The 19,422-nt window shown below is 71.6% G+C and carries 17 protein-coding genes; 6 read left to right on the top strand and 11 right to left on the bottom strand.

All coding sequences use genetic code 11. The annotated features are described in order from the left end of the window. Window positions 1-6 precede the first annotated feature (6 nt). The 3 genes from ligA to FHX82_RS15660 are packed head-to-tail and all read right to left on the bottom strand — an operon-like array spanning window position 7 to window position 3,882. Window positions 7-2,136: an NAD-dependent DNA ligase LigA gene (gene ligA, locus FHX82_RS15650; protein ID WP_145938893.1), complete on the bottom strand. Its 2,130-nt coding sequence runs from the start codon at window positions 2,134-2,136 to the stop codon at window positions 7-9. A 36-nt stretch (window positions 2,137-2,172) separates the two neighbouring features. Then, entirely contained in the window at window positions 2,173-2,847 is a 675-nt protein-coding gene (locus FHX82_RS15655; protein WP_145938892.1) for a hypothetical protein, read from the bottom strand. A gap of 9 nt (window positions 2,848-2,856) precedes the next feature. Beyond that, window positions 2,857-3,882, bottom strand: a complete 1,026-nt coding sequence (locus FHX82_RS15660; protein WP_145938891.1) for a methionine synthase — start codon at window positions 3,880-3,882, stop codon at window positions 2,857-2,859. 210 nt (window positions 3,883-4,092) lie between these two features. On the opposite strand from FHX82_RS15660, the gene FHX82_RS15665 reads away from it, so the two are divergent. The 5 genes from FHX82_RS15665 (at window position 4,093) to FHX82_RS15685 (ending at window position 8,056) form a co-directional block, all read left to right on the top strand. Beyond that, window positions 4,093-4,623 (top strand): LURP-one-related/scramblase family protein, encoded by a 531-nt coding sequence (locus FHX82_RS15665; RefSeq protein ID WP_311733320.1) that lies wholly within the window; start codon window positions 4,093-4,095, stop codon window positions 4,621-4,623. 87 nt (window positions 4,624-4,710) lie between these two features. Continuing rightward, window positions 4,711-5,751 (top strand): MBL fold metallo-hydrolase, encoded by a 1,041-nt coding sequence (locus FHX82_RS15670; protein ID WP_145938889.1) that lies wholly within the window; start codon window positions 4,711-4,713, stop codon window positions 5,749-5,751. Window positions 5,752-5,861: 110 nt separating this feature from the next. Next, a complete protein-coding gene (locus FHX82_RS15675; RefSeq protein ID WP_145938888.1) occupies window positions 5,862-6,629 on the top strand; it encodes a S1 family peptidase in 768 nt (255 codons plus the stop codon). Window positions 6,630-6,713: 84 nt separating this feature from the next. Further along, window positions 6,714-7,157, top strand: a complete 444-nt coding sequence (locus FHX82_RS15680) for a GNAT family N-acetyltransferase (RefSeq protein ID WP_229881412.1) — start codon at window positions 6,714-6,716, stop codon at window positions 7,155-7,157. Between the two features lie 98 nt (window positions 7,158-7,255). Then, a complete protein-coding gene (locus FHX82_RS15685) occupies window positions 7,256-8,056 on the top strand; it encodes an ATP-binding protein (protein WP_145938886.1) in 801 nt (266 codons plus the stop codon). Here FHX82_RS15685 and FHX82_RS15690 read toward each other — a convergent pair. The 7 genes from FHX82_RS15690 to FHX82_RS15720 form a co-directional block, all read right to left on the bottom strand. Beyond that, window positions 7,986-9,887: a CheR family methyltransferase gene (locus FHX82_RS15690; protein WP_145938885.1), complete on the bottom strand. Its 1,902-nt coding sequence runs from the start codon at window positions 9,885-9,887 to the stop codon at window positions 7,986-7,988. The two genes, FHX82_RS15685 and FHX82_RS15690, sit on opposite strands and share 71 nt — an antisense overlap. Window positions 9,888-9,931: 44 nt before the next feature. Then, window positions 9,932-10,975: a chemotaxis protein CheB gene (locus FHX82_RS15695; RefSeq protein ID WP_145938884.1), complete on the bottom strand. Its 1,044-nt coding sequence runs from the start codon at window positions 10,973-10,975 to the stop codon at window positions 9,932-9,934. A 170-nt stretch (window positions 10,976-11,145) separates the two neighbouring features. Continuing rightward, a complete protein-coding gene (gene mnmA / locus FHX82_RS15700) occupies window positions 11,146-12,234 on the bottom strand; it encodes a tRNA 2-thiouridine(34) synthase MnmA (RefSeq protein WP_145938883.1) in 1,089 nt (362 codons plus the stop codon). Then, window positions 12,234-13,433, bottom strand: a complete 1,200-nt coding sequence (locus FHX82_RS15705) for a cysteine desulfurase family protein (protein ID WP_145938882.1) — start codon at window positions 13,431-13,433, stop codon at window positions 12,234-12,236. Before FHX82_RS15705 ends, mnmA begins: the two co-directional genes overlap by 1 nt. A 26-nt stretch (window positions 13,434-13,459) precedes the next feature. Next, window positions 13,460-14,875 (bottom strand): MFS transporter, encoded by a 1,416-nt coding sequence (locus FHX82_RS15710; protein WP_183176646.1) that lies wholly within the window; start codon window positions 14,873-14,875, stop codon window positions 13,460-13,462. Between the two features lie 501 nt (window positions 14,876-15,376). Further along, on the bottom strand, window positions 15,377-16,255 hold the full coding sequence (locus FHX82_RS15715; RefSeq protein WP_145935733.1) for a lysophospholipid acyltransferase family protein: 879 nt from the start codon (window positions 16,253-16,255) through the stop codon (window positions 15,377-15,379). Then, a complete protein-coding gene (locus tag FHX82_RS15720) occupies window positions 16,252-17,022 on the bottom strand; it encodes a GNAT family N-acetyltransferase (protein ID WP_145935732.1) in 771 nt (256 codons plus the stop codon). Before FHX82_RS15720 ends, FHX82_RS15715 begins: the two co-directional genes overlap by 4 nt. Before the next feature lie 188 nt (window positions 17,023-17,210). Between FHX82_RS15720 and FHX82_RS15725 the strand changes: the two genes are divergently transcribed. Further along, a complete protein-coding gene (locus FHX82_RS15725; RefSeq protein WP_145935731.1) occupies window positions 17,211-18,359 on the top strand; it encodes a mechanosensitive ion channel family protein in 1,149 nt (382 codons plus the stop codon). 90 nt (window positions 18,360-18,449) lie between these two features. Here FHX82_RS15725 and FHX82_RS15730 read toward each other — a convergent pair whose 3' ends face one another. Continuing rightward, window positions 18,450-19,409, bottom strand: coding sequence for an electron transfer flavoprotein subunit alpha/FixB family protein (locus FHX82_RS15730; protein ID WP_145935730.1), 960 nt, complete (start codon window positions 19,407-19,409; stop codon window positions 18,450-18,452). Window positions 19,410-19,422 lie beyond the last annotated feature (13 nt).

Consider the following 19,422-nt stretch of genomic DNA (forward strand, 5'->3'; position numbering starts at 1 on the left):
CATGCCTCACTCACCAGCCTCGGCTTCTTCCTCTCCTGCCGGTAAGGCCACCTCCGCCGCGGCTTCCGGGCCCTGCGTGAGCAGCACCTCGAAACCGTCCTCGTCGAGGACCGGGACCTTCAGCTGCACCGCCTTGTCGTACTTCGAGCCGGGGGCGTCGCCGACCACCACGAAGGCCGTCTTCTTCGACACCGAGCCCGCCGCCTTGCCGCCGCGCGACATGATCGACTCCTTGGCCTCGTCCCGGGAGAACCGCGTCAGCGAGCCCGTCACCACAATGGACAGACCCTCCAGGTTCCGCGGGATCGACTCGTCCCGCTCCTCCGCCATCCGCACCCCGGCGCGGCGCCACTTCTCCACCACCTCGCGGTGCCAGTCGACCGCGAACCACTCCTTCACCGCCGCCGCGATGGTGGGGCCCACGCCGTCGACATCGGCCAGCTGCTCCTCCGTCGCCTCCTCGATGGCCTCCAGCGAACCGAACTCCCGCGCCAGCGCCTGCGCCGCCGTGGGGCCCACGTGCCGGATCGACAACGCCACCAGCACCTTCCACAGTGGACGGTCCTTCGCCGTGTCCAGGTTGGCCAGCAGCTTCCGCGCGTTGGCCGACAACCCGCCCGCCTTGGTGCGGAACAGCTCCACCTGCTCCAGCTTCTCCTCGTCGAGGTCGAAGATGTCGCCCTCGTCGACCACCACCCCGGACTCCAGCAGCGCCGTGGCCGCCTCGTAGCCCAGCACCTCGATGTCGAACGCACCCCGCCCCGCCAGGTGGAACAACCGCTCCCGCAGCTGCGCCGGGCACGACCGCGCGTTCGGGCAGCGGATGTCGACGTCACCCTCCTTCTGGTGCGCCAGCGGCGTGCCGCACTCCGGGCAGCGCGTGGGCATGACGAACTCCCGCTCGTCACCCGTGCGGGCGTCGGCGACCGGGCCGAGCACCTCCGGGATCACGTCACCCGCCTTGCGGATCACCACCCGGTCACCGATCAGGACGCCCTTGCGCTTGACCTCCGAGGCGTTGTGCAGCGTGGCCATCCCGACCGTGGACCCGGCCACCTTCACCGGCTCCATCACCGCGAACGGCGTGACGCGCCCGGTGCGGCCCACGTTGACCTGGATGTCCAGCAGCTTCGTGATCGCCTCCTCCGGCGGGTACTTGTACGCGATGGCCCACCGCGGCGCGCGCGACGTGGTGCCCAGCCGCCGCTGCAGCGACACCTGGTCGACCTTGATCACGATGCCGTCGATCTCGTGCTCGGCGTCGTGCCGGTGCTCACCCCAGTAGTCGATGTGGTCGAGCACCTCCTTCGAGCTGGTGAACACCTTGGTGTGCGGGGAAACCGGCAGGCCCCACGCCGTCAGCGCGTCGTACGCCTCCGACTGCCGCCGCGGCTCGAAGCCCTCCCGCTTGCCCAGCCCGTGGCAGATGAGCCGGAGCCTGCGGCTGCGCGTGACGCGGGGATCCTTCTGCCGCAACGAACCCGCCGCCGTGTTGCGCGGGTTGGCGAACGGCGGCTTGCCCGCCTCGACGAGCTTCGCGTTGAGCTCCAGGAAGTCCTCGACCCGGAAGAACACCTCGCCGCGCACCTCGACGACCGCGGGCACCGGGAACTCGTCGGTGCCCGTCAGCTCGTCCGGCACCTGGTCGAGCGTGCGGACGTTCAGCGTGACGTCCTCGCCCGTGCGCCCGTCCCCCCGGGTGAGCGCGCGCGTGAGCCTGCCCCGCTCGTACAGCAGGTTGATGGCCAGCCCGTCGATCTTCAGCTCGGCCAGGTACTGCGTGGAGCCGACCTCGCGCTCCACGCGCTCCATCCACGCGCACATCTCGTCGCGGTCGAACACGTTGTCGAGGCTGAGCATGCGTTCGAGGTGGTCGTACGCCGCGAACTCGGTGGAGAACGTGCCGCCCACGTTCTGCGTCGGCGAGTCGGGCGTGGCCAGGCCCGGGTACTGCTCCTCCAGCTCCTGCAGCCGCCGCAGCAGCTCGTCGAACTGGCCGTCGGAGATCGTGGGCGAGTCCAGCACGTAGTACCGGAACTGGTGACCGCGGACCTCGTCCGCGAGCGCGCCGTGCCGCTCCCGCACGTCGGCGGGCACCTCGGTCACGTCCTGGGCTTCTGCTGGAACTTCACTCACAGCCGGTAAGCCTAGTGGGCACCACCGACAAAAATCTCAGTTCGCCCCGTCCAGCCCCCGGACCAGGTCACGAAGCTCCAGCAGCGACATCGAACCGGCGGGCTCGGAGTCGACGGCCTCCACTCTGCGTAACCGTTCGCCCGCGAGGCGCTCGCCCAGCGTGGCGTCCAGCGGCAGGAAGGTCAGCGCCGAGCGCGCCGCCTCGTCCAGCTCCGCCAGCTCCGGGTGGTACAGCTCGACGTCCACCGCGCCGTCCTCGACCCGTGCCGCGACGCGGAAGTCGCCCAGCGTGATGCGGTGGCCGCCGAGGTTCACCGTCACCTCGGTGGGGTCCGGCACCGGTGGCACCGAGTCGTGGTACTCCCAGATCGCGTCCTCCTCCGGGGCGGCGCGGCGCCACGCGTCGGTGTAAGGCCGCAACGCCGGGTCCTCCTGTCCGCTGACCACGAGCGCGTAGATCGCCCGCTGCCCTCGTTCGAGTGAGAAGTGCAGCTCCGGGTGCAGCCGCGCGACGGCGGAGGCCAGCTCGTTCTCGACGCGCTGGGGCTCGCGGTCACCGAGCGCCGCGTTGACCTCCGGCAGCAGCTCGAACCAGCGCTGCCAGAACGCGACGGCGGCGGCGTCCGCGTCAGCGGGCACCTCCTGCTCCGGCCAGGGCGTGCGCGGGTCGGGCACGTCGTCTTCCCGTCGGGACCGGCGGAACCATCGCATCCGGGATGTCTACCAGCCTTCCGGGGGCTCCACGAACGCTTTGCCGACATCGCGCGTGAGCGCCAGCGCCCGGCGCAGCCAGCTCGCGGTGCTGCCCGCCAGGCCGCATGCCGGCGTCGGCACGGCGCGTTCGGCGAGGACGGACCGGTTGAAGCCCAGCCGGTCGGCGAGCCGCAGCGCGGGCTCGGCGACCTCGCGCAGCGTCACCGGACGGCCCGGGTCGAGCGCGGGCACCAGGCCGAGGAACAACTCCACCCCGCTGTCCCACGCCTCGCCGAGCTCGTCGAGCAGCTTCGCGGGCGAGCCGCCGAGCGACGTCGCGTCGAACGAGAGCGCGCCGGCACCGGCCGAGCGCAACAACCCGAACGGCGGCCGCGGCGCACAGCAGTGCACGACGACCGGGTGACCGGTAACCTTCTCGGCTCGCTCGATCGTGTGCTGCAACAGCTCCCGCGCCTCCGGTTCCCCCACCGCGGCGACGGTGCCGTAACCCGAGGGAGTGGACAGCGTTCCGGCGAGGACATCCGGCAGGGTGGGTTCGTCGAACTGGACCACCACCTCCGCGCCGGTGCGGGCCTTCAGCTCGGCGACGTGCGCGGCGAGACCTTCGAGCAGCGACTCGGTGAAGTCCCGCACCGCCCCGGGATCGCTGAGCACGCGGTGCCCGCGCGGCAGCTCGACGCCGGCCGCGAAGGTCCACGGCCCGGCGAGCTGCGTCTTGATCACCTTCGCGCCCGCCGCGGCCTCCTGCACGGCGTCGAGGTCCCACCGCAGCAGGTCGACCGCGTGGCGATGGTCGCGGCCGGGGTGCGCGGCGACGCGGTAGCCGCTGGGCACCTCCTCGATCGCGAGGTCGACGAGGAACGCGGCGGTGCGGCCCAGGATGTCCGCGCCGACGCCGCGGGCGGGCAGCTCGGGCAGGTGCGGGAACTCGGGCAGCTCGCCGAACACGACGGCGGCGGCTTCCTCCGCGTCGGTCCCCGGCAGGGAACCGATACCGGTCGCGGCACCGGCGGGCCAGGCTCGTTCGGTCACGCCCGCCATTGTGCCGCCGCCGTGGGAAGGGGGTGAAGGCGGCAGGGGCCTGCCTCCGAGGCTTATCGGGAAAAACGCCACCCGGGGAGATCCCGACATTCCTCCGCAATTCGCCGCGCCGCTCCCGCACGGCGTTTTCCCTGGCTACGCTTCGGATGCATGACGAGGGATTCGCGGCGAACCGGGGGCGGCACGCTGTTCACCGAACCGGTGCTGGTGGTCGACCGGAAGGCGACACCGGCCGGAAGCGGCCGCGAGTTCGGTGTGTTCGACCAGCACGGCGACCGGCTGGGGGCCGTCGTGGAGATCGGCCGGGGCCTGCTGCGGAAAGCCTTGCACCTGTTTCCGAATTGCGACCAGTTTCTGACCTCCCGGTTCGAAGTCCGCGATGCCGGGGGCAGTGTGGTGCTGAAAGTGACGCGCCCCGCGAAAATGGTGCCTTCCCGGTTTCTCGTCACCCGGGCCGACGGCACTCCGATCGGCGAGATCAGCCGGGAGAGCACGCCGGGCCGGATCCGGTTCGCGTTCACCGCGCGCGGGCGCCCCGTCGGCCAGTTGCACGCGGAGAGGGACTTCTCGATCACCGACGCCGACGGCCTGGAGGTCGCCCATGGAGCTCCGACGGCGGACAACTACGTGGTCGAGGTGCACGACCACCTGTCGGACCCGCTGGCGAGCATGGTCGTGGCCGCCGCGCTGACGGTCGACACGGCCCTCAAACAGGCCGGACACGACACGTGAGCTGAGTCTCAACACCTTTGTGTGGACAATCCGTCCCCGGGCGTTTCAGAGTGGATGTTTCCGGGATGGAAGGGACGTTGAGGTCGCGTGGAACCAGTCGCCGAGGACGCAACACGGCCGTGGGCCGAGCCGGGTATCTACGAGGTGGCCTCCGGCGTCTACCGGATCCCGCTGCCGCTGCCGAACGACGGGCTCCGCGCGGTCAACGTCTACGCGATCACCGACGGCAGCGAGCTGGTGATGATCGACTCGGGCTGGGCGCTGCAGGAGGCGCGGGACCAGCTGGAGGTCTCGCTCAAGGCCATCGGCGCCGGGCTCGGTGACGTCAGCCGCTTCCTGGTCACCCACGTCCACCGCGACCACTACACGCAGGCCGTGGTGCTGCGGCGCGAGTTCGGCAACCGGATCGCGCTGGGCGAGCACGAGCGGACGTCGCTGGAAATCGCGGCCATGCCCGACGGGTCGCCGATCAACGCGCAGATCGAGCAGCTGCACCAGGCAGGCGCCGATCCGGTGGTGGCGGAACTGCGGAAGTTCTTCGGCGGCGCACGCAACACCGAGGCGGACATCTGGGAGATGCCCGACGAGTGGCTGACGACGGGCAGGCGCACGGTGCTGGAAGGCCGCGCGCTGGACGTCGTGCACACGCCGGGACACACCGCGGGCCACGTGGTGTTCGACGACGGCGCCGCGGGCCTGATGTTCACCGGCGACCACGTCCTGCCGCACATCACGCCGTCGATCGGGTTCCACCCGGCGTCGGCGGAACTGCCCCTGCGCGACTTCCTCGACTCGCTGCGGCTGGTCCGCGGCATGCCCGACCGCCGGATGCTCCCGGCGCACGGCCCGGTGTCCCCCAGCGTCCACGCGCGGGTCGACGAGCTGCTGGCCCACCACGAAGACCGGCTGGACAAGGTGGCGAAAACGCTTTCCGAAGGCGCGTCGACGGCGTACGAGTCGGCGCGGAAACTGGGCTGGACGCGCAGGCAGCGCAAGCTCGACGAGCTCGACCCGTTCAACCAGATGCTGGCGGTGACCGAGACCAAGGCACACCTGGACCTGCTGGCGCACCAGGGGAAACTGAAGATGTCCGAAGTGGACGGTGTGCGGCACTACACGCGCGGCTGAGCCCTTGCCCGATGGGGCCACCAACGGTGCCTCCGAATCCGGCGACGCCGACACCTTCTGCCTGCTAGCGTTCGTGGCCCGAAAATTCCCCACCAACGCGGAGGCACGACATGCGCAGGATCACGGTGACCGGGATGGTCGCTGCCGTACTCGCCGGTTCGGCCGGAGCGGCGGCCGCGCTGTGGACCGGTTCCGGACCCGCCGGTGCCGTGGCCGACGGGCACGACGCGGCGCCGGGCCAGTTCCCCTTCGCGGTCGAGATCACCGCGACCGACATCCCGAAGCCCGACGGCTCGACCTACGACAGCGCGTGCTCCGCGGGTCTGATCAGTCCTCAGTGGATAGTCACGGCCGGGCACTGCTTCCACGACGTGAACCGCAACCCGGTGAGCGGTCCGCCGCTGTACCACGCCACGGCGACGATCGGGGTGGCCGAGCTCAGCGACCCCAACGCCGTCACCGTCGACATCGTCGACGTGCGCCAGTCACCGGCGAACGACATCGCGCTGGCGAAGCTGGCCTCGCCCGTCGAGGGCGTCGAGACGCTGCAGCTCCCGCAGCAAGCGCCCGCCGTCGGCGACGAGCTGACGCTCGCCGGCTGGGGTGCCACCGAAAGCACCAACCCGACGCCGTCGACGCAGCTGCGCTACGGGCGGGTCGAGGTCAGCAGCGTCACCCGTACCACCGTCCTCGCGCACGGCGTGTGGCCCGAGGCGGACACCAGCGCCTGCACCTACGACTCGGGCGCGCCCTACTTCAGCGGAACCACGCTGGTGTCCGTGGAAAGCACCGGACCGGACTGCCCGCACACCGACGACGAGACCACCTTGCGCGTCGATGTCATCGCCGACTGGATCCAGCAGGAGATCGGCCAGTAACGCCTCTGCGCAAGCGTGCCGCTCTCGTGAGTGATCATGAGGGTTCACCCCCGGGGTAGGTGCCATACTCGGGTGGTGAGTGAGATCAACATCCGGCGCGCCACGGCCGCCGATGTCGGGCCGATCGTCGCCATGCTGGCCGACGACCCCCTCGGCAGGAGCCGCGAGTCGCCGGACGACCTCACCCCCTACGAGCGGGCGTTCGCCCGCGTCGACGCCGATCCGGACCAGCTCCTCGCCGTCGCGGACGACGACGGCGAGGTCGTCGGCACCTTGCAGTTGACGTTCATCCCCGGACTGTCACGCCAGGGTGCCACCCGCGCGCTGATCGAAGCGGTCCGCGTGCGCGCGGACCGCCGCGGCGACGGCCTCGGCGGCACCCTCGTGAAGTGGGCGATCGATGCGGCGAGGCGACGCGACTGCGTTCTGGTGCAGCTCACCTCCGACGCCTCGCGGACCGCCGCGCACCGCTTCTACCTGCGGTTGGGCTTCGAACAGAGCCATCTCGGGTTCAAGCTGGCGCTGTGAACCGTTGCATTCGCGCGAAATGTTCTTTCCCGAACGTGTGAACTGACCATGATGTGGGTATCAGCGAAATTCCCGATTGCTCTCCGAGAGTGGCCGCGATGAACGAAGCCGACCAGATCGAGGTCTCGCACGAAGAGCGGGACGGGTGCCTCCTCGCCACGATCAACGGCATTCTCGACTCCCGCAGCTACCCCTACCTCCGTGACGCCCTGATCAAGCTCGCGCTGGAGCAGCCGCGCGCGGTCGTGGCGCGACTGGACGAGCTCCGGGTCGACAGCCAGCCGCTGCTCACCGTGTTCTCGGCGGTCTGGATGCGCGTGAGCCAGTGGCCGGACGTGCCGGTCTTCCTCGTGTCGAGCGACGCCGACCAGCGCGGTTCGATCGTCGGCAGCGCCGTCAGCAAGTTCGTTCCCGTCTTCGCGACGGTCGAGGACGCGGTCCGCGCCGCGGAGGCCCCGCCGCCGCGGCGCCGACGGCGAGCCCTGTACCCGCCGGTGCTGATGTGCTCGGGGGCGGCGCGCAACTTCGTCCGGGAGACCTGCCGCGACTGGCGGATCGAAGCCTGGACCTCCGACGCGCTGTGCATCGCCTCCGAGCTGGTGGAGAACGCGATCGAGCACGCCGGCACCGATCTGGAGCTGCGACTGGAGCTGCGCAGCGGCGTGCTCACCGTGGCCGTGCGCGACGGCAGCCCGAAGCCCGCCGTACTGCGGCAAGGCAAGCAGGGCCAGCCCGTGGGCTACGGCCTGCAGATCGTCTCCGACATCGCCAAGGCGTGGGGCTGCTCCCCGGACCTGGAGGGCGGCAAGATCACCTGGGCGACGCTGACTACCGGTCCTCGCTGGTTCGAGAGGTACCCCGCGTGGCAGGTTCCGCGAGGCCGTCCATGGTCTCCATGACGAGGATCGCCCCGGTCGACTCCCCGCGCCGGTTCCGCAGCGCCCCGCACGCGACGCGCACCGTGACGGCCCGGCCGCGCCGGTTCACCGCCTTCAGCACGATTTCCTCCGAGTAGGCCGGGTCGGCCAGCGCGGGCCGCACCACCGGGCGCAGCTCCGCCACCGGCAGGCCGATGTCGAGGTTGAGCAGGTGCTCGCCCGCGGCCTCGTCGTTGCGCAGCCCCCACAGCTCCTCCGCGCCCGAGTTCCACGCCACGACGCGCATCTGGTGGTCCACCACCACGACCCCGGCCCGCAGCGACGTGAGGATCGACTCCAGGAACTCGTTGACGTCGTCCAGCTCGCTCGTGCGGTCGCGCAGCGCGTTGTTGATGGTCTGCAGCTCGTCGTTCGTGGAGTGGAGCTCCTCGTTGGTGGTTTCCAGCTCCTCGTTCGTCGACTGGAGCTCCTCGTTGGTGGTCTCCAGTTCCTCGACCGTGGACTGCAGTTCCTCGTTGGTGGTCTCCAGTTCCTCGGTGGTCGACTGGAGCTCCTCGTAGGCGTTCTCCCGCGCCCGGTTGGCGTTCGCCAGCTCGGAGAGCAGGCGGTGGCTCGTGGTGACGTCGTGGAACACCACGGACACCCCGATCACCTCGTCGCTGAGCGAGAGCAGCGGGCTGACGTGCAGCTCCAGCACGAGCACCTCGCCGGGACCGCGCTGCCACTCGACATCCTTGACCCGCATCGCCCGCCGTTCCTCGCGTGCCTGCGCGACGTACCCGCGCAGCTCGACCGGGCGGTAGGACAGCTCCAGGTCGGGCAGGGGACGGCCGATGTCGCGCTCCGACAGGCCGAACAGCTGCTGCGCCTGGCTGTTCGCCAGCGCGACGACGTCCTCGGAGTTGACCACCACCTGGGCGACGGGACTCGCGGAGAAGGCCAGGGCGCGCAGCTCGTCGGCCTCCGTGACCGCGGTCGGCTGGTCCTGGGCGAAGGACATGCCGAACACCGAGGCGCCCGCGGGCGTGAACGCCACCTTCCGGAAGACGCGGTGCCTGAGGTCGAGCGGGTCGAACAGGCGGCTGTGGGACAGCAGCATCTCCGCCTTGCCCATGAACAGCACCCCGCGGGGCTGCAACGCGAAGTGCAGCTTCCGCAGGATGTTCGCCTGCGTCTCGGCGGTGAAGTACATCAGCGTGTTGCGGCAGAGCAGCAGGTCGATGCGGGAGATCGGCGCGTCCTGCACGAGGTCGTTGCGGCCGAAGATCACCGACCGGCGCAGGTCCTTGTGGAAGGCGTAGCGGCCGGCGAGCCTCTCGAAGTACTTCCGCACGTACTCCTCGGGCAGCGACTCGATCTCCTTCTCGCCGTAGGTCGCCTGGCGGGCCTGGGCGAGCGCTTCCTCGTCCACGTCGGTCGCGTAGATCTTCACGCGCTGGCGGAACTCTTCGAGGCCCATCGCCTCGGCGAGCACGATGGCGAGGCTGTACGCCTCCTCCCCCGACGAGCAGCCCGCGCTCCAGATCCGCACCTGGTCGTCGGGCCCGCGCTCGGCGAGCAGCATCGGCACGACCTCGGCCTGCAGGTAGTCCCACGCGTCGGGGTCGCGGAAGAAACCGGTGACGTTGATCAGGATCGTGTTGAACAACGCGGCGAACTCGTCGCTGTTGGCCTGCAGGTGGTCGAGGTAGTCGGGATAGCCGTCGGCGCCCACCTGCGCCATGCGCCGGGAGACGCGGCGCATCAGGCTGCTGCGCTTGTACCCGGTGAAATCGAAACCGCGCGTTTCCTTCAGGTGTTCGAGGATCGCCTCGAACCCCTCGTCCCGCTCAATTCCGGTCTGCTCGCTCACCTCGCGGACCCTACCCACTGTCTGCCGCCATCGACGAATTCACCTCACGCCGACTCATCGGACAACTCGTCCGCCGGCCCGTCAGGTGCCGGAAGCCCGTTCAGGAGGAACTGGCGGAGCACCTCCACCGCTCGCGAGGTCTCCTCGGCGTGCCACTGGTAGCGGGTGGCCACGAGCGGAAAGCCCCGCGCCTGGGCGTCCTCGCACATGCTGCCGGCCAGATCGCGTTTCTCCTCCAGCGCGCGCAACCCGGCCCACAGCGCCTGCTCGATCTCCTGCGACTGCTGCTGGAACAGCGCCTGCGCGGTCCAGGCGTGCCCGACCCGGCACCGGTACCGCATGCCCCGCTCGTCCAGCGAGAACAGCACGCCCTGGCAGTCCGGGCAGGCGAACTTGGACGGATTCGTCACGTCGACCACCTCCGGCAGGCTCGCGGCCACCCGCTCCCCGGCGCGCGCGGCCTTGGCTTCCACCTCGTCGATCAGGGAGAGCGGCGGCACGCCGCAGCCGTCGACGGTCTCCCGCACCCGCTGCGCCAGCTCCGCGCCCATCTCCCGCGCCGGCAGGACGCCGTCCATCTTCACCCGCATCAAGGCGCTCTCCGGCATCCCCCGGTAGATCGCCTCCTTGGGGTCCTGCACGTAGGCGAGCCCGCCCCGGGACTTGATCACCGACAGGCCGGTGGTGCCGTCGTCGAGCGAGCCCGAGAGGACGACCCCGATCACGCCCGGCCCGCGCGCCTGCGCCGCCGAACGGAACGTGGCGTCGATGGCCGGGCGGTGCCCGTTCTCCGTCGGCCCCCGCGACAGCCGGACGCGCCCGTCCTCGACGAGCAGGTGGTGGTCGGGCGGGGCGGTGTAGATGCGCCCCGGCCGCAGCGTTCCGCCGTGGCGCGCGCTTTCGGCGGGAAGCGGCCCCGCCCTGCCGAGGATCGCCGGGAGCGAGCTCACCCCGGCGGGCGGCAGGTGCAGCACGACCACCACAGCCGCGGCGAAGTCCGCCGGGAGCCCGCTCACCAGGTCACGCAACGCCTCGACGCCCCCGGCAGACGCACCGACGACCACCAGGTCCCTCGGCTGCTCACTCACGCCGGGCGCCTCCTTCGCTTGCCTTGTCGCGACAGTCGCGCTGCCAGCCGGAGGAGTTCACAACCGGCATGCGACCGGTCGAGGGCTTCGCTCCTCGCGGCGGTTGGTAGTGCCGACCATCACACCACGTGAGCCTACGCCGTCGTAGGCGGCGCTCCGCACCCCGAACGTCAGGAAGTGGTACCGGAAATTTTGGCGCTGCCCAGCACGAGGTCCCCCCGCGGGTCAGGCCGGTACAGCACCACGACCTGCCCGGGCGCAACGCCGCGCAACGGTTCGCGCAACTGGACGCGCACCTCGCCGTCGACGACCTCGGCCACCGCGTCCGCGGTGCCGCCGTGCGCCCGCACCTGGATCACGCACTCGGTGGGCCCGTCGAGCGGTCCGCCTGGCCACACCGCCCGGTCGGCGCGGATCCCGCGGACCGCCAGCCGCTCGGCCGCGCCCACCGTGACCGTGCCCGACACCGGTTCGAGCGAAAGCACGTAACGCGGCCTGCCGTCGGCCGCGGGGTGCTCCACGCCCAGGCCCTTGCGCTGGCCGATCGTGAAGCCGTGCACGCCCGTGTGCCGCCCCAGCACCGCACCCGTCTCGGCGTCCACCAGATCGCCGGGGCGCTCGCCGAGCCTGCGTTCGAGGAACTTCTTCGTGTCGCCGTCGGGGATGAAGCAGATGTCGTGGCTGTCGGGCTTGCGCGCGACGGCGAGCCCGCGGCGCTCCGCCTCGTCCCGCACGTCGGACTTGTGCGAGTCGCCGAGCGGGAACAGCGAGTGCCGCAGCTGCTCGGGCGTCAGCGACGCCAGCACGTACGACTGGTCCTTGCCCTCGTCGGCGCTGCGGCGCAGCTCCGGCACACCGTCCACAAGGGACAGCCGGGCGTAGTGGCCGGTGGCGACGGCGTCGAAGCCGAGCGCCATCGCCTTCTCCAGCAGCGCCTCGAACTTGATCTTCTCGTTGCACGTCACGCACGGGTTCGGCGTGCGCCCGGCGGCGTACTCGCCCACGAAGCTCTCGATCACCTCTTCGGTGAAGCGCTCCGCGAAGTCCCACACGTAGAACGGGATGCCGAGGATGTCGGCGGCCCGGCGGGCGTCGTTCGAGTCCTCCAGCGTGCAGCAACCCCGCGCGCCGGTGCGCAGCGTGCCCGGCTTCGCCGACAGCGCCAGGTGCACCCCGACGACGTCGTGCCCGGCGTCGACGGCGCGGGCGGCGGCCACCGCCGAGTCCACTCCCCCGCTCATCGCGGCCAGTACCCGCATCACACCTCCTGCTTCGCCTGCTTGCGCATTCCGGTCAACCCCGCCTGGCGTGCCCGGGCCACCACCGCGCCGATCTCACGCGCGACCGCGTCCACGTCCTCCTGGGTGGTGGTGTGGCCGAGGGAGAAGCGCAGCGAGCAACGCGCGTCCGTCGGGTCCGCGCCCATCGCGAGCAGCACGTGGCTGGGCTGCGCGACCCCGGCCGTGCAGGCCGAGCCCGTCGAGCACTCGATGCCCTTGGCGTCCAGCAGCATCAGCAGGCTGTCACCCGCACAGCCCGAGAAGGTGAAGTGCGCGTTGCCGGGCAGCCTGCCCTCCCCGGGCGGCGCACCGTTGAGCACCGCGTCGGGCACCTCGCGGCGGATCGCGTCGATCAGCGCGTCGCGAAGGCGCCCGATCTCGGCCGCCCGCTCCTGCTGCTGGCCGACCGTGGTGCGCACGGCCGTGGCGAACGCGTGGATCGCGGGCACGTCGAGCGTGCCCGAGCGGACGTCGCGCTCCTGCCCGCCGCCGTGCAGCAGCGGCACGCATTCGGCGTCGCGGGCGAGCAGCAGCGCGCCGACGCCGTACGGGCCGCCGATCTTGTGGCCGGTGAGCGTGAGCGCGCTGACGCCGCTGGCCGCGAAGTCGATGGGCACGCCGCCGACCGCCTGCACGGCGTCGGTGTGCAGCGGGATGTCGTGCTCGGCGCAGACCGCCGCGAGCTCGGGCAGCGGGTTGACGGTGCCGACCTCGTTGTTCGCCCACATCACGGAGACCAGCGCGACGTCGGACGGGTCCTGCTCGATCGCCTTGCGCAGCACCTCGGGCCGCACGCGGCCGTGCTCGTCGACCTCCAGCCACGTCACCTCGGCGCCGGCGTGGTCGGCGAGCCACTGCGCGGTGTCCAGCACCGCGTGGTGCTCGACGACGCTGGTGATCACGCGGCGGCGCTTCGGGTCGGCGGCCTGGCGGGCCCAGAAAGTGCCCTTGACGGCGAGGTTGTCGCTCTCGGTGCCGCCCGCGGTGAAGATCACCTCGGACGGCCGGGCGCCCATGGCCTCGGCGATCGCCTCGCGGGCCTCCTCGACCATCCGCCGCGCCCGCCGCCCCGAGGAGTGCAGGGAGGAGGCGTTGCCCACCGTGGACAGCGCCTCGCTCATCGCCGCTATGGCTTCCGGCAACATGGGGGTGGTCGCCGCGTGGTCGAGGTAGGTCATCGCCCTCCCAGGGTAGACCGTCTTGTTCACCCTTGTGTGGGCCACCGGCGGGTGATGAGGACGCCGAGCAGGGCGAGCGCGGCGAGCACTGTGGCCAGCACCACGACGGCGTTCGAGGGCGCCCCCTCGGAGGCCAGCAGGCCCAGCAGCACACCGCCGAAACCGACCGTGAGCGCGGAGCCGACCCAGTCGCCCAGCTGCATGGCGGAGGTGTGGTAGCCGCGCTCGGCGACGGGCGAGAACCGGTACAGCAGCAGGGTGATCGCGGGATAGCCGGTGCCCATGCCCGCCCCGCCGGCCACGCACGCCACGAACGCGAGCCAGCCGGGCACCTCCGGCCGCGCGACGAAGGCGAACAGCACGAGCGAGCCCGTCACGAGGGCGAAACCCAGGCGCAGCGCGGTTTCCCGGGACCAGTCGGGGTAGCGGCCCTGCAGCGCCGACGCGGCGGACCAGCCGAGCGCGCTGACCGTCAGCGGCAGCCCGGCGAGCGCGGGTGAGTAGCCGTGCACCTCGGTCATCGTCAGGGGGAGATATGCCTCCATTCCGGCGAAAGCCCCGCCGAGCAACGCACGCGCGGCGACGACCGTGGGCAGGCCGGCCCGCGCGGTCACCGTGCCGGGTGGCAGCAGCCTGCGCAGGGCGAAACCGAGAGCGACGAGCCCGGCGGCGCCGTACCCGATCGCGACCGGTGACGGGTGCTGCGCAGCCCACGTCAGCGCGGCAACCCCGAAGGCGGCGCCGAGCGCGGCGGGAATCCCGGCGCGGCGTTGTGGTGGGGCTTGGGGTGGGGCGGTGCGGCGTGAGTCGGCGGCGGGTGGTTCGGCGCGGCGTGGCTGCGAGGCGGCGGGAGGGCCAAGGCGGCGTGCGACGGGGACGAGCAGGGCCAGGCCGAGCGCGGCGAGCGGGACGAGGCCCAGGAACACCCAGCGCCAGCCGAGGTGCTCGGTCACCAGCCCGGCGACGGACGGCCCGACGACGGCGGGCAGGACCCAGGCGGCCGCGTTCGCCGCGTACATGACGGGGCGTTCGCGGTCGGTGTAGACCAGCGCGATCAGCAGTGAGACGGCGACGAGGACGGTGCCGGAACCCAGGCCCTGCAGGACGCGGCCGGCGAGCAGGAGCGCCATGTTCGTGGCGGCCCCGCACAGCACGAGCCCGGCGAGGAAGACGCCCGGCCCGGCGACGAGCGCGAGCGAGGGCCCGCGTCGGTCGCACAGCCGCCCGGCGAGCACGGTCGCGACGACGCTCGCGACGAGGAACGCGGTGAACGGCCAGGAGTAGAGCGCCTGGCCGGCCAGTGCGGGCACGAGGGTCGGCATCGCGGTGGCGACGCCCATGTTCTCGAACGCGATCAACGTGACGACCAGCAGACTGGCGACGGTGGTCCCCCGATGCGCCGGCTGCCACAACACGCGACGCCCCACGGCGACAGCGATCATCCCGCGATAGTGCAACCTCCACCGCGGTGGAGGTCAACGGCTTCCGCTGAGGCGGCGGGATTTCCAGCGGTGACAGGGTTTCGGACACCCGGACCGGAGCCGGGGGTTGCGCGGCGGTGCTGGGGCCGCCACACCGAAGCCGCCGGATTCCAAGCAGCCGCGACTGGACATCCGACACGACAGCGACACACGGGCCACCGGATCCAGCCCACCCAGCACCGGATTCCAAGCAGCCGCAGCCGAACACCCGACACGACAGCGACACAGACGCACCGGATCCGGCTGACCCCGAAGCCGCCGGATTCCAAGCAACCGCGGCCGGACACCCCGGCACGGCAGCCGCGCCGGGCCAGCAGGATCCAGCCACCCCGCAGCCACCGGATTCCAAGCCACCGCAGCCCGACACCCGACATGGTGCAGCGCCGGGGCAGGGCGCGGATCGGCATCGCGTGGAGGCAGGTGCGCCAAGGCAGCCCGGCACCACGCCCGGGCTGCCGGACGTCAGACCGCCGGCGCGGGGCGGGGTTCCGGCTGCGCCACCGGCACCACGCGGGTGTGGCGTGGCGCGTGGACCGTCCCCAGTGCCGAGTGCACCGCGGACTCCGCCAGCGCCGCCAGCTCCTTGCGGTCCGCGGCGCGGCCGGGCGCGATTTCCTCGCACACGAAGACTTCCAGCACCAGACCCCGCAGGCGGGCGACCCGCCGGAGCGAGTCGATCAGCGACTCCGGGCCGATGAACGCCGGCTGGGTGGTCTCGCGGCCGTCCGCGAGGCGGTACCTCAAGGCAAGCGGGCGCACCGGCACACCGCCGTCGATCGCGGCCTGGAACGCAGCCGGCGCGAACCTGCCCGTCGCCAGGCCGCACCACGTCGTGCCCTCCGGCGTCACGCTCACCAGCGAACCGCCGCGCAGGGCTGCCGCCAGTTCGGCCACCGTGCCCGGCAATGTGGACAGCCGTTCGCGGTCCAGGAAGATGCTGCCGCCCCGCGCGACCAGGCCGCCGAGCACCGGCCAGCTCGCGATCTCCTTCTTCGCCAGCGCCCGCATCGGCCGCAGCGCGTTCACGGCCACGATGTCCAGCCACGAGATGTGGTTGTTCACCACGAGTGCGCCACGCCCCGCCTCGTCGTGTCGGAACTCGTCACCGCCGTGCACCAGCAGCCGCACTCCGAACGCCCGCAGCACCGACCGGAAGATCCAGCGCACCAACGGTTCCCGCACCCGCGCGACCATCAGCAGCGGGCTCGCCGCCAGCGCCGTCAGCACCACGCCGACCGCCCCGGCGATCCGCAACACCCGCCGCGGGAACGCCACGGTGGGCGCGCCGGACGTCAGACACCCGTCCCCACACGGGGAAACCGGCATCCAGGCGTGGCTCATGCCCCGCCTCCGAGGAAGAACTTCAGGTACCGCTCGTCGAGGGCGTGCAGGTCGAGCAGGGTGAAGAAGTCCGCGACGCCGAAGTCCGGGTCGTGCGCGGGCGCGCCGCACACCTTCGCGCCCAGCCGCGTGTAGCCCTTGATCAGCGGCGGCAGCACCGAACGCGCCGGCCGCTCGATGCCGTCGCTGTCCCACGGGTTCAGCGGCGCGACCCGCAGCTCCTCGCGGGCGTAGTGCTTGGCCTGGATGAGATCCCACACGCCCGCGGCGTAGCTGCCGCCGTCGGCGAGCTGCACCGACGCGCAGCCGCCGAGGTAGCGGTGCCCGGACAGCAGCATGTACCGCCCGATCCCGGCCCACACCAGGCTCACCACGGCGCCGGTGCGGTGGTCGGGGTGCACGCAGGAACGCCCGGTCTCGACCAGCGAACCGCGCAGGGGCGCCAGGTTGCGCAGGTCGAACTCGGTCTCGGAGTACAGCCCGCCCGCCGCGATGGCGCGGTCCGGCGGCAGCATCCGGTAGGTGCCGACGATCTGGCCGGTGTCGTCGTCGCGCACCACCAGGTGGTCGCAGAACTCGTCGAACCGGTCGACGTCGAGCCCCGGGGTCGGCGAGTGCAGCTGCGCGCCCAGCTCGCCGGCGAAGACGTCGTGGCGAAGTCGTTGCGCGGCAACGACTTCCTCGCTGTCGGAAGCGACGAGCAGTGAGTAGCGGGGTGCTCCGCCCTGCTGCGCGTCGGTGCTGACGAGAAGCTGTGACCGCGTCATGTCGATAGGTCTACCGGCGGGAAGGAAACCACCAGAGGGTTCCTCGCGTGACCACCTCGTGCACGTTCGGTGAACCGCCGGTTCTCAGGCTGCTCTCAGGTATCCCGAGTGATCGATCTCGCGTCATGGCGCCGGCGCGGGCCGGGTATCGCTCCGGGGAGACGTGACGCCGACCGGAGTGGAGTGTGATGTCCGGCAGCTGGATGCGGATCGTGGTGGCCTTCGCCGGCGCCGCCGTGGTGTTCGGCCTGTTCCTGGCCTTCGAGTACGCCCTGCGCGGGGTGCTGCGGCGGCTCGGCAGGCGCGCGGCACTGCTGGGCGAGCTGGCGCAGCACGTCCACCGGCCGCTGCGGTGGTTCGGCGCGATGGTCGTGCTGCGGATCACGGTGTTCGTCGCCCTGCCCCCGGGTTCGTGGCGCGACGCCTCCTCGCACGTGCTGACGCTCGCGCTCATCGGGACCGGCGCCTGGCTGCTCGCCGGGGTGCTCGGGGCGGTCGAGCAGACAATGCTGGCGCGCTGGCGCACGGACGTGGCCGACAACCGGCACGCGCGGCGCATGCAGACCCAGATCCGGCTGGTGCGGCGGGTGGTCGTCGCGGCGGTCGCCGTGCTCGCGCTGGGCGCGATGCTCATGACGTTCCCCGGGCTGCGCACGGCGGGCACGAGCCTGCTGGCGTCGGCCGGGGTGATCGGCGCGATCGCCGCGCTGGCCGCGCAGTCGTTGCTGGGCAACGTGTTCGCGGGCCTGCAGATCGCGTTCAGCGATGCGATCCGGCTCGACGACGTGGTGATCGTGGAGGGCGAGTGGGGCCGCGTCGAGGACATCACGCTGACCTACCTCGTCGTGCACCTGTGGGACGACCGGCGCCTGGTGATCCCGACGGCGCAGTTCATGTCGCAGCCGTTCGAGAACTGGACCCGGCGAGACGCGGCGCTGCTCGGCACGGTCGAGCTGGACGTGGACTGGACCATGCCGGTCGAGGAGATGCGCGAGGAGCTGCGGCGGATCCTGGAGTCGACGCGGCTGTGGGACGGGCGGGTGTCCGTGCTGCAGGTGACCGACGCGACGAACACGCTGGTGCGCGTGCGGGCGCTGGTGAGCGCGGTGGACGCGCCGACGCTGTTCGACCTGCGCTGCCTGGTGCGGGAGCAGCTGGTGCAGTGGGTGCGGGGCAAGCACCCGTACGCGGTGCCGCGCCTGCGCGCCGAACGCGTGCCGACGATCCCCGCGTCGCACCAGCCGGAGGAGGCGCCCGGCCACGACGCCCGCCTGTTCGGCGACAGCGCCGACGGCCGGGAGCGGGTGCACACCTTCAACGGCCCGGAAAACCCCTGACGCCGGTGCCACAGCCGCGTGGGTGGCACCGTAAAGCCGCGGGGCCACCGCCGGAAGTCCGGCGATGGCCCCGCGAGAAACATCCGGCGCTCAGCCCTTGCGCTTCGCCACCTCTTCGGTGAGCTGCGGGGCGACGTTGAACAGGTCGCCCACCACACCGAAGTCGGCGATCTCGAAGATCGGCGCCTCCGGGTCCTTGTTCACCGCGACGATCGTCTTCGAGGTCTGCATGCCCGCGCGGTGCTGGATGGCACCCGAGATGCCCAGCGCCACGTACAGCTGCGGCGAGACCGTCTTACCGGTCTGGCCCACCTGGAACTGCGCCGGGTAGTAGCCCGAGTCGACCGCGGCACGCGAGGCACCGACAGCCGCGCCCAGCGCGTCCGCCAGCTTCTCCACGACCTCGAACTTCTCGGCCGAACCGACGCCACGGCCACCGGACACGACGATGGACGCCTCGGTCAGCTCCGGCCGGTCGCCGCCCACCACCGGCTCCACACCGGTGATCTTCGCGGACTTCGCCGCGTCCGTGGCGGGGACCTCGACGGTCTCCTCCGCCGCCGCGCCCTCGGCCTCGCTCGCCTCGACCGCACCCGGGCGGACCGAGATGACCGGGATGCCGTGGGCCGCCTTCGCCTTCACCGTGTACGCGCCACCGAAGATCGACTGCTCGGTGGTGCCGTCGGAGTTGACCGCGACCACGTCGTAGAGCAGCGCGCCGCCCAGGCGTACCGCGAGCCGGCCGGTGACCTCCTTGCCCTCGCCGGTCGCCGCGGCGACCACGGCGGCCGGGGAGACCTGCTCGGCCAGCTTGGCCAGCACGTCCACCTTCGGCGTCACCAGGTACTTGTCGGCGTCGTCGGACTCGGCGACGTACACCTTCGCCGCGCCGTAGCGCGCCAGCTGCTCCTTGAACTTGCCGGCGGTGCCCGGGGAACCGACGACGACGGCGGACGGCTCGCCCAGCTCGCGCGCGGCGGTGAGCAGCTCGAAGGTCAGCTTCTTGAGTTCGCCGTTGATGTGGTCGACGAGAACCAGAACCTCAGCCATTGTGTCGTCTCCT

Origin of the sequence: Amycolatopsis bartoniae, from assembly GCF_014191255.1 — a bacterium.
In the GTDB taxonomy this organism is placed as follows: domain Bacteria; phylum Actinomycetota; class Actinomycetes; order Mycobacteriales; family Pseudonocardiaceae; genus Amycolatopsis_E; species Amycolatopsis_E bartoniae.

What these genes read in the sequence shown, in the direction of transcription:
- FHX82_RS15725 (WP_145935731.1), top strand. Translation starts at nt 17,211, where the DNA reads ATGTCCGGCAGCTGGATGCGGATCGTGGTGGCCTTCGCCGGCGCCGCC.
- FHX82_RS15705 (WP_145938882.1), bottom strand. Translation starts at nt 13,433, where the DNA reads ATGACCTACCTCGACCACGCGGCGACCACCCCCATGTTGCCGGAAGCC.
- mnmA (WP_145938883.1), bottom strand. Translation starts at nt 12,234, where the DNA reads ATGCGGGTACTGGCCGCGATGAGCGGGGGAGTGGACTCGGCGGTGGCC.
- FHX82_RS15715 (WP_145935733.1), bottom strand. Translation starts at nt 16,255, where the DNA reads ATGAGCCACGCCTGGATGCCGGTTTCCCCGTGTGGGGACGGGTGTCTG.
- FHX82_RS15720 (WP_145935732.1), bottom strand. Translation starts at nt 17,022, where the DNA reads ATGACGCGGTCACAGCTTCTCGTCAGCACCGACGCGCAGCAGGGCGGA.
- FHX82_RS15675 (WP_145938888.1), top strand. Translation starts at nt 5,862, where the DNA reads ATGCGCAGGATCACGGTGACCGGGATGGTCGCTGCCGTACTCGCCGGT.
- FHX82_RS15655 (WP_145938892.1), bottom strand. Translation starts at nt 2,847, where the DNA reads ATGCGATGGTTCCGCCGGTCCCGACGGGAAGACGACGTGCCCGACCCG.
- FHX82_RS15710 (WP_183176646.1), bottom strand. Translation starts at nt 14,875, where the DNA reads ATGATCGCTGTCGCCGTGGGGCGTCGCGTGTTGTGGCAGCCGGCGCAT.
- FHX82_RS15730 (WP_145935730.1), bottom strand. Translation starts at nt 19,409, where the DNA reads ATGGCTGAGGTTCTGGTTCTCGTCGACCACATCAACGGCGAACTCAAG.
- FHX82_RS15685 (WP_145938886.1), top strand. Translation starts at nt 7,256, where the DNA reads ATGAACGAAGCCGACCAGATCGAGGTCTCGCACGAAGAGCGGGACGGG.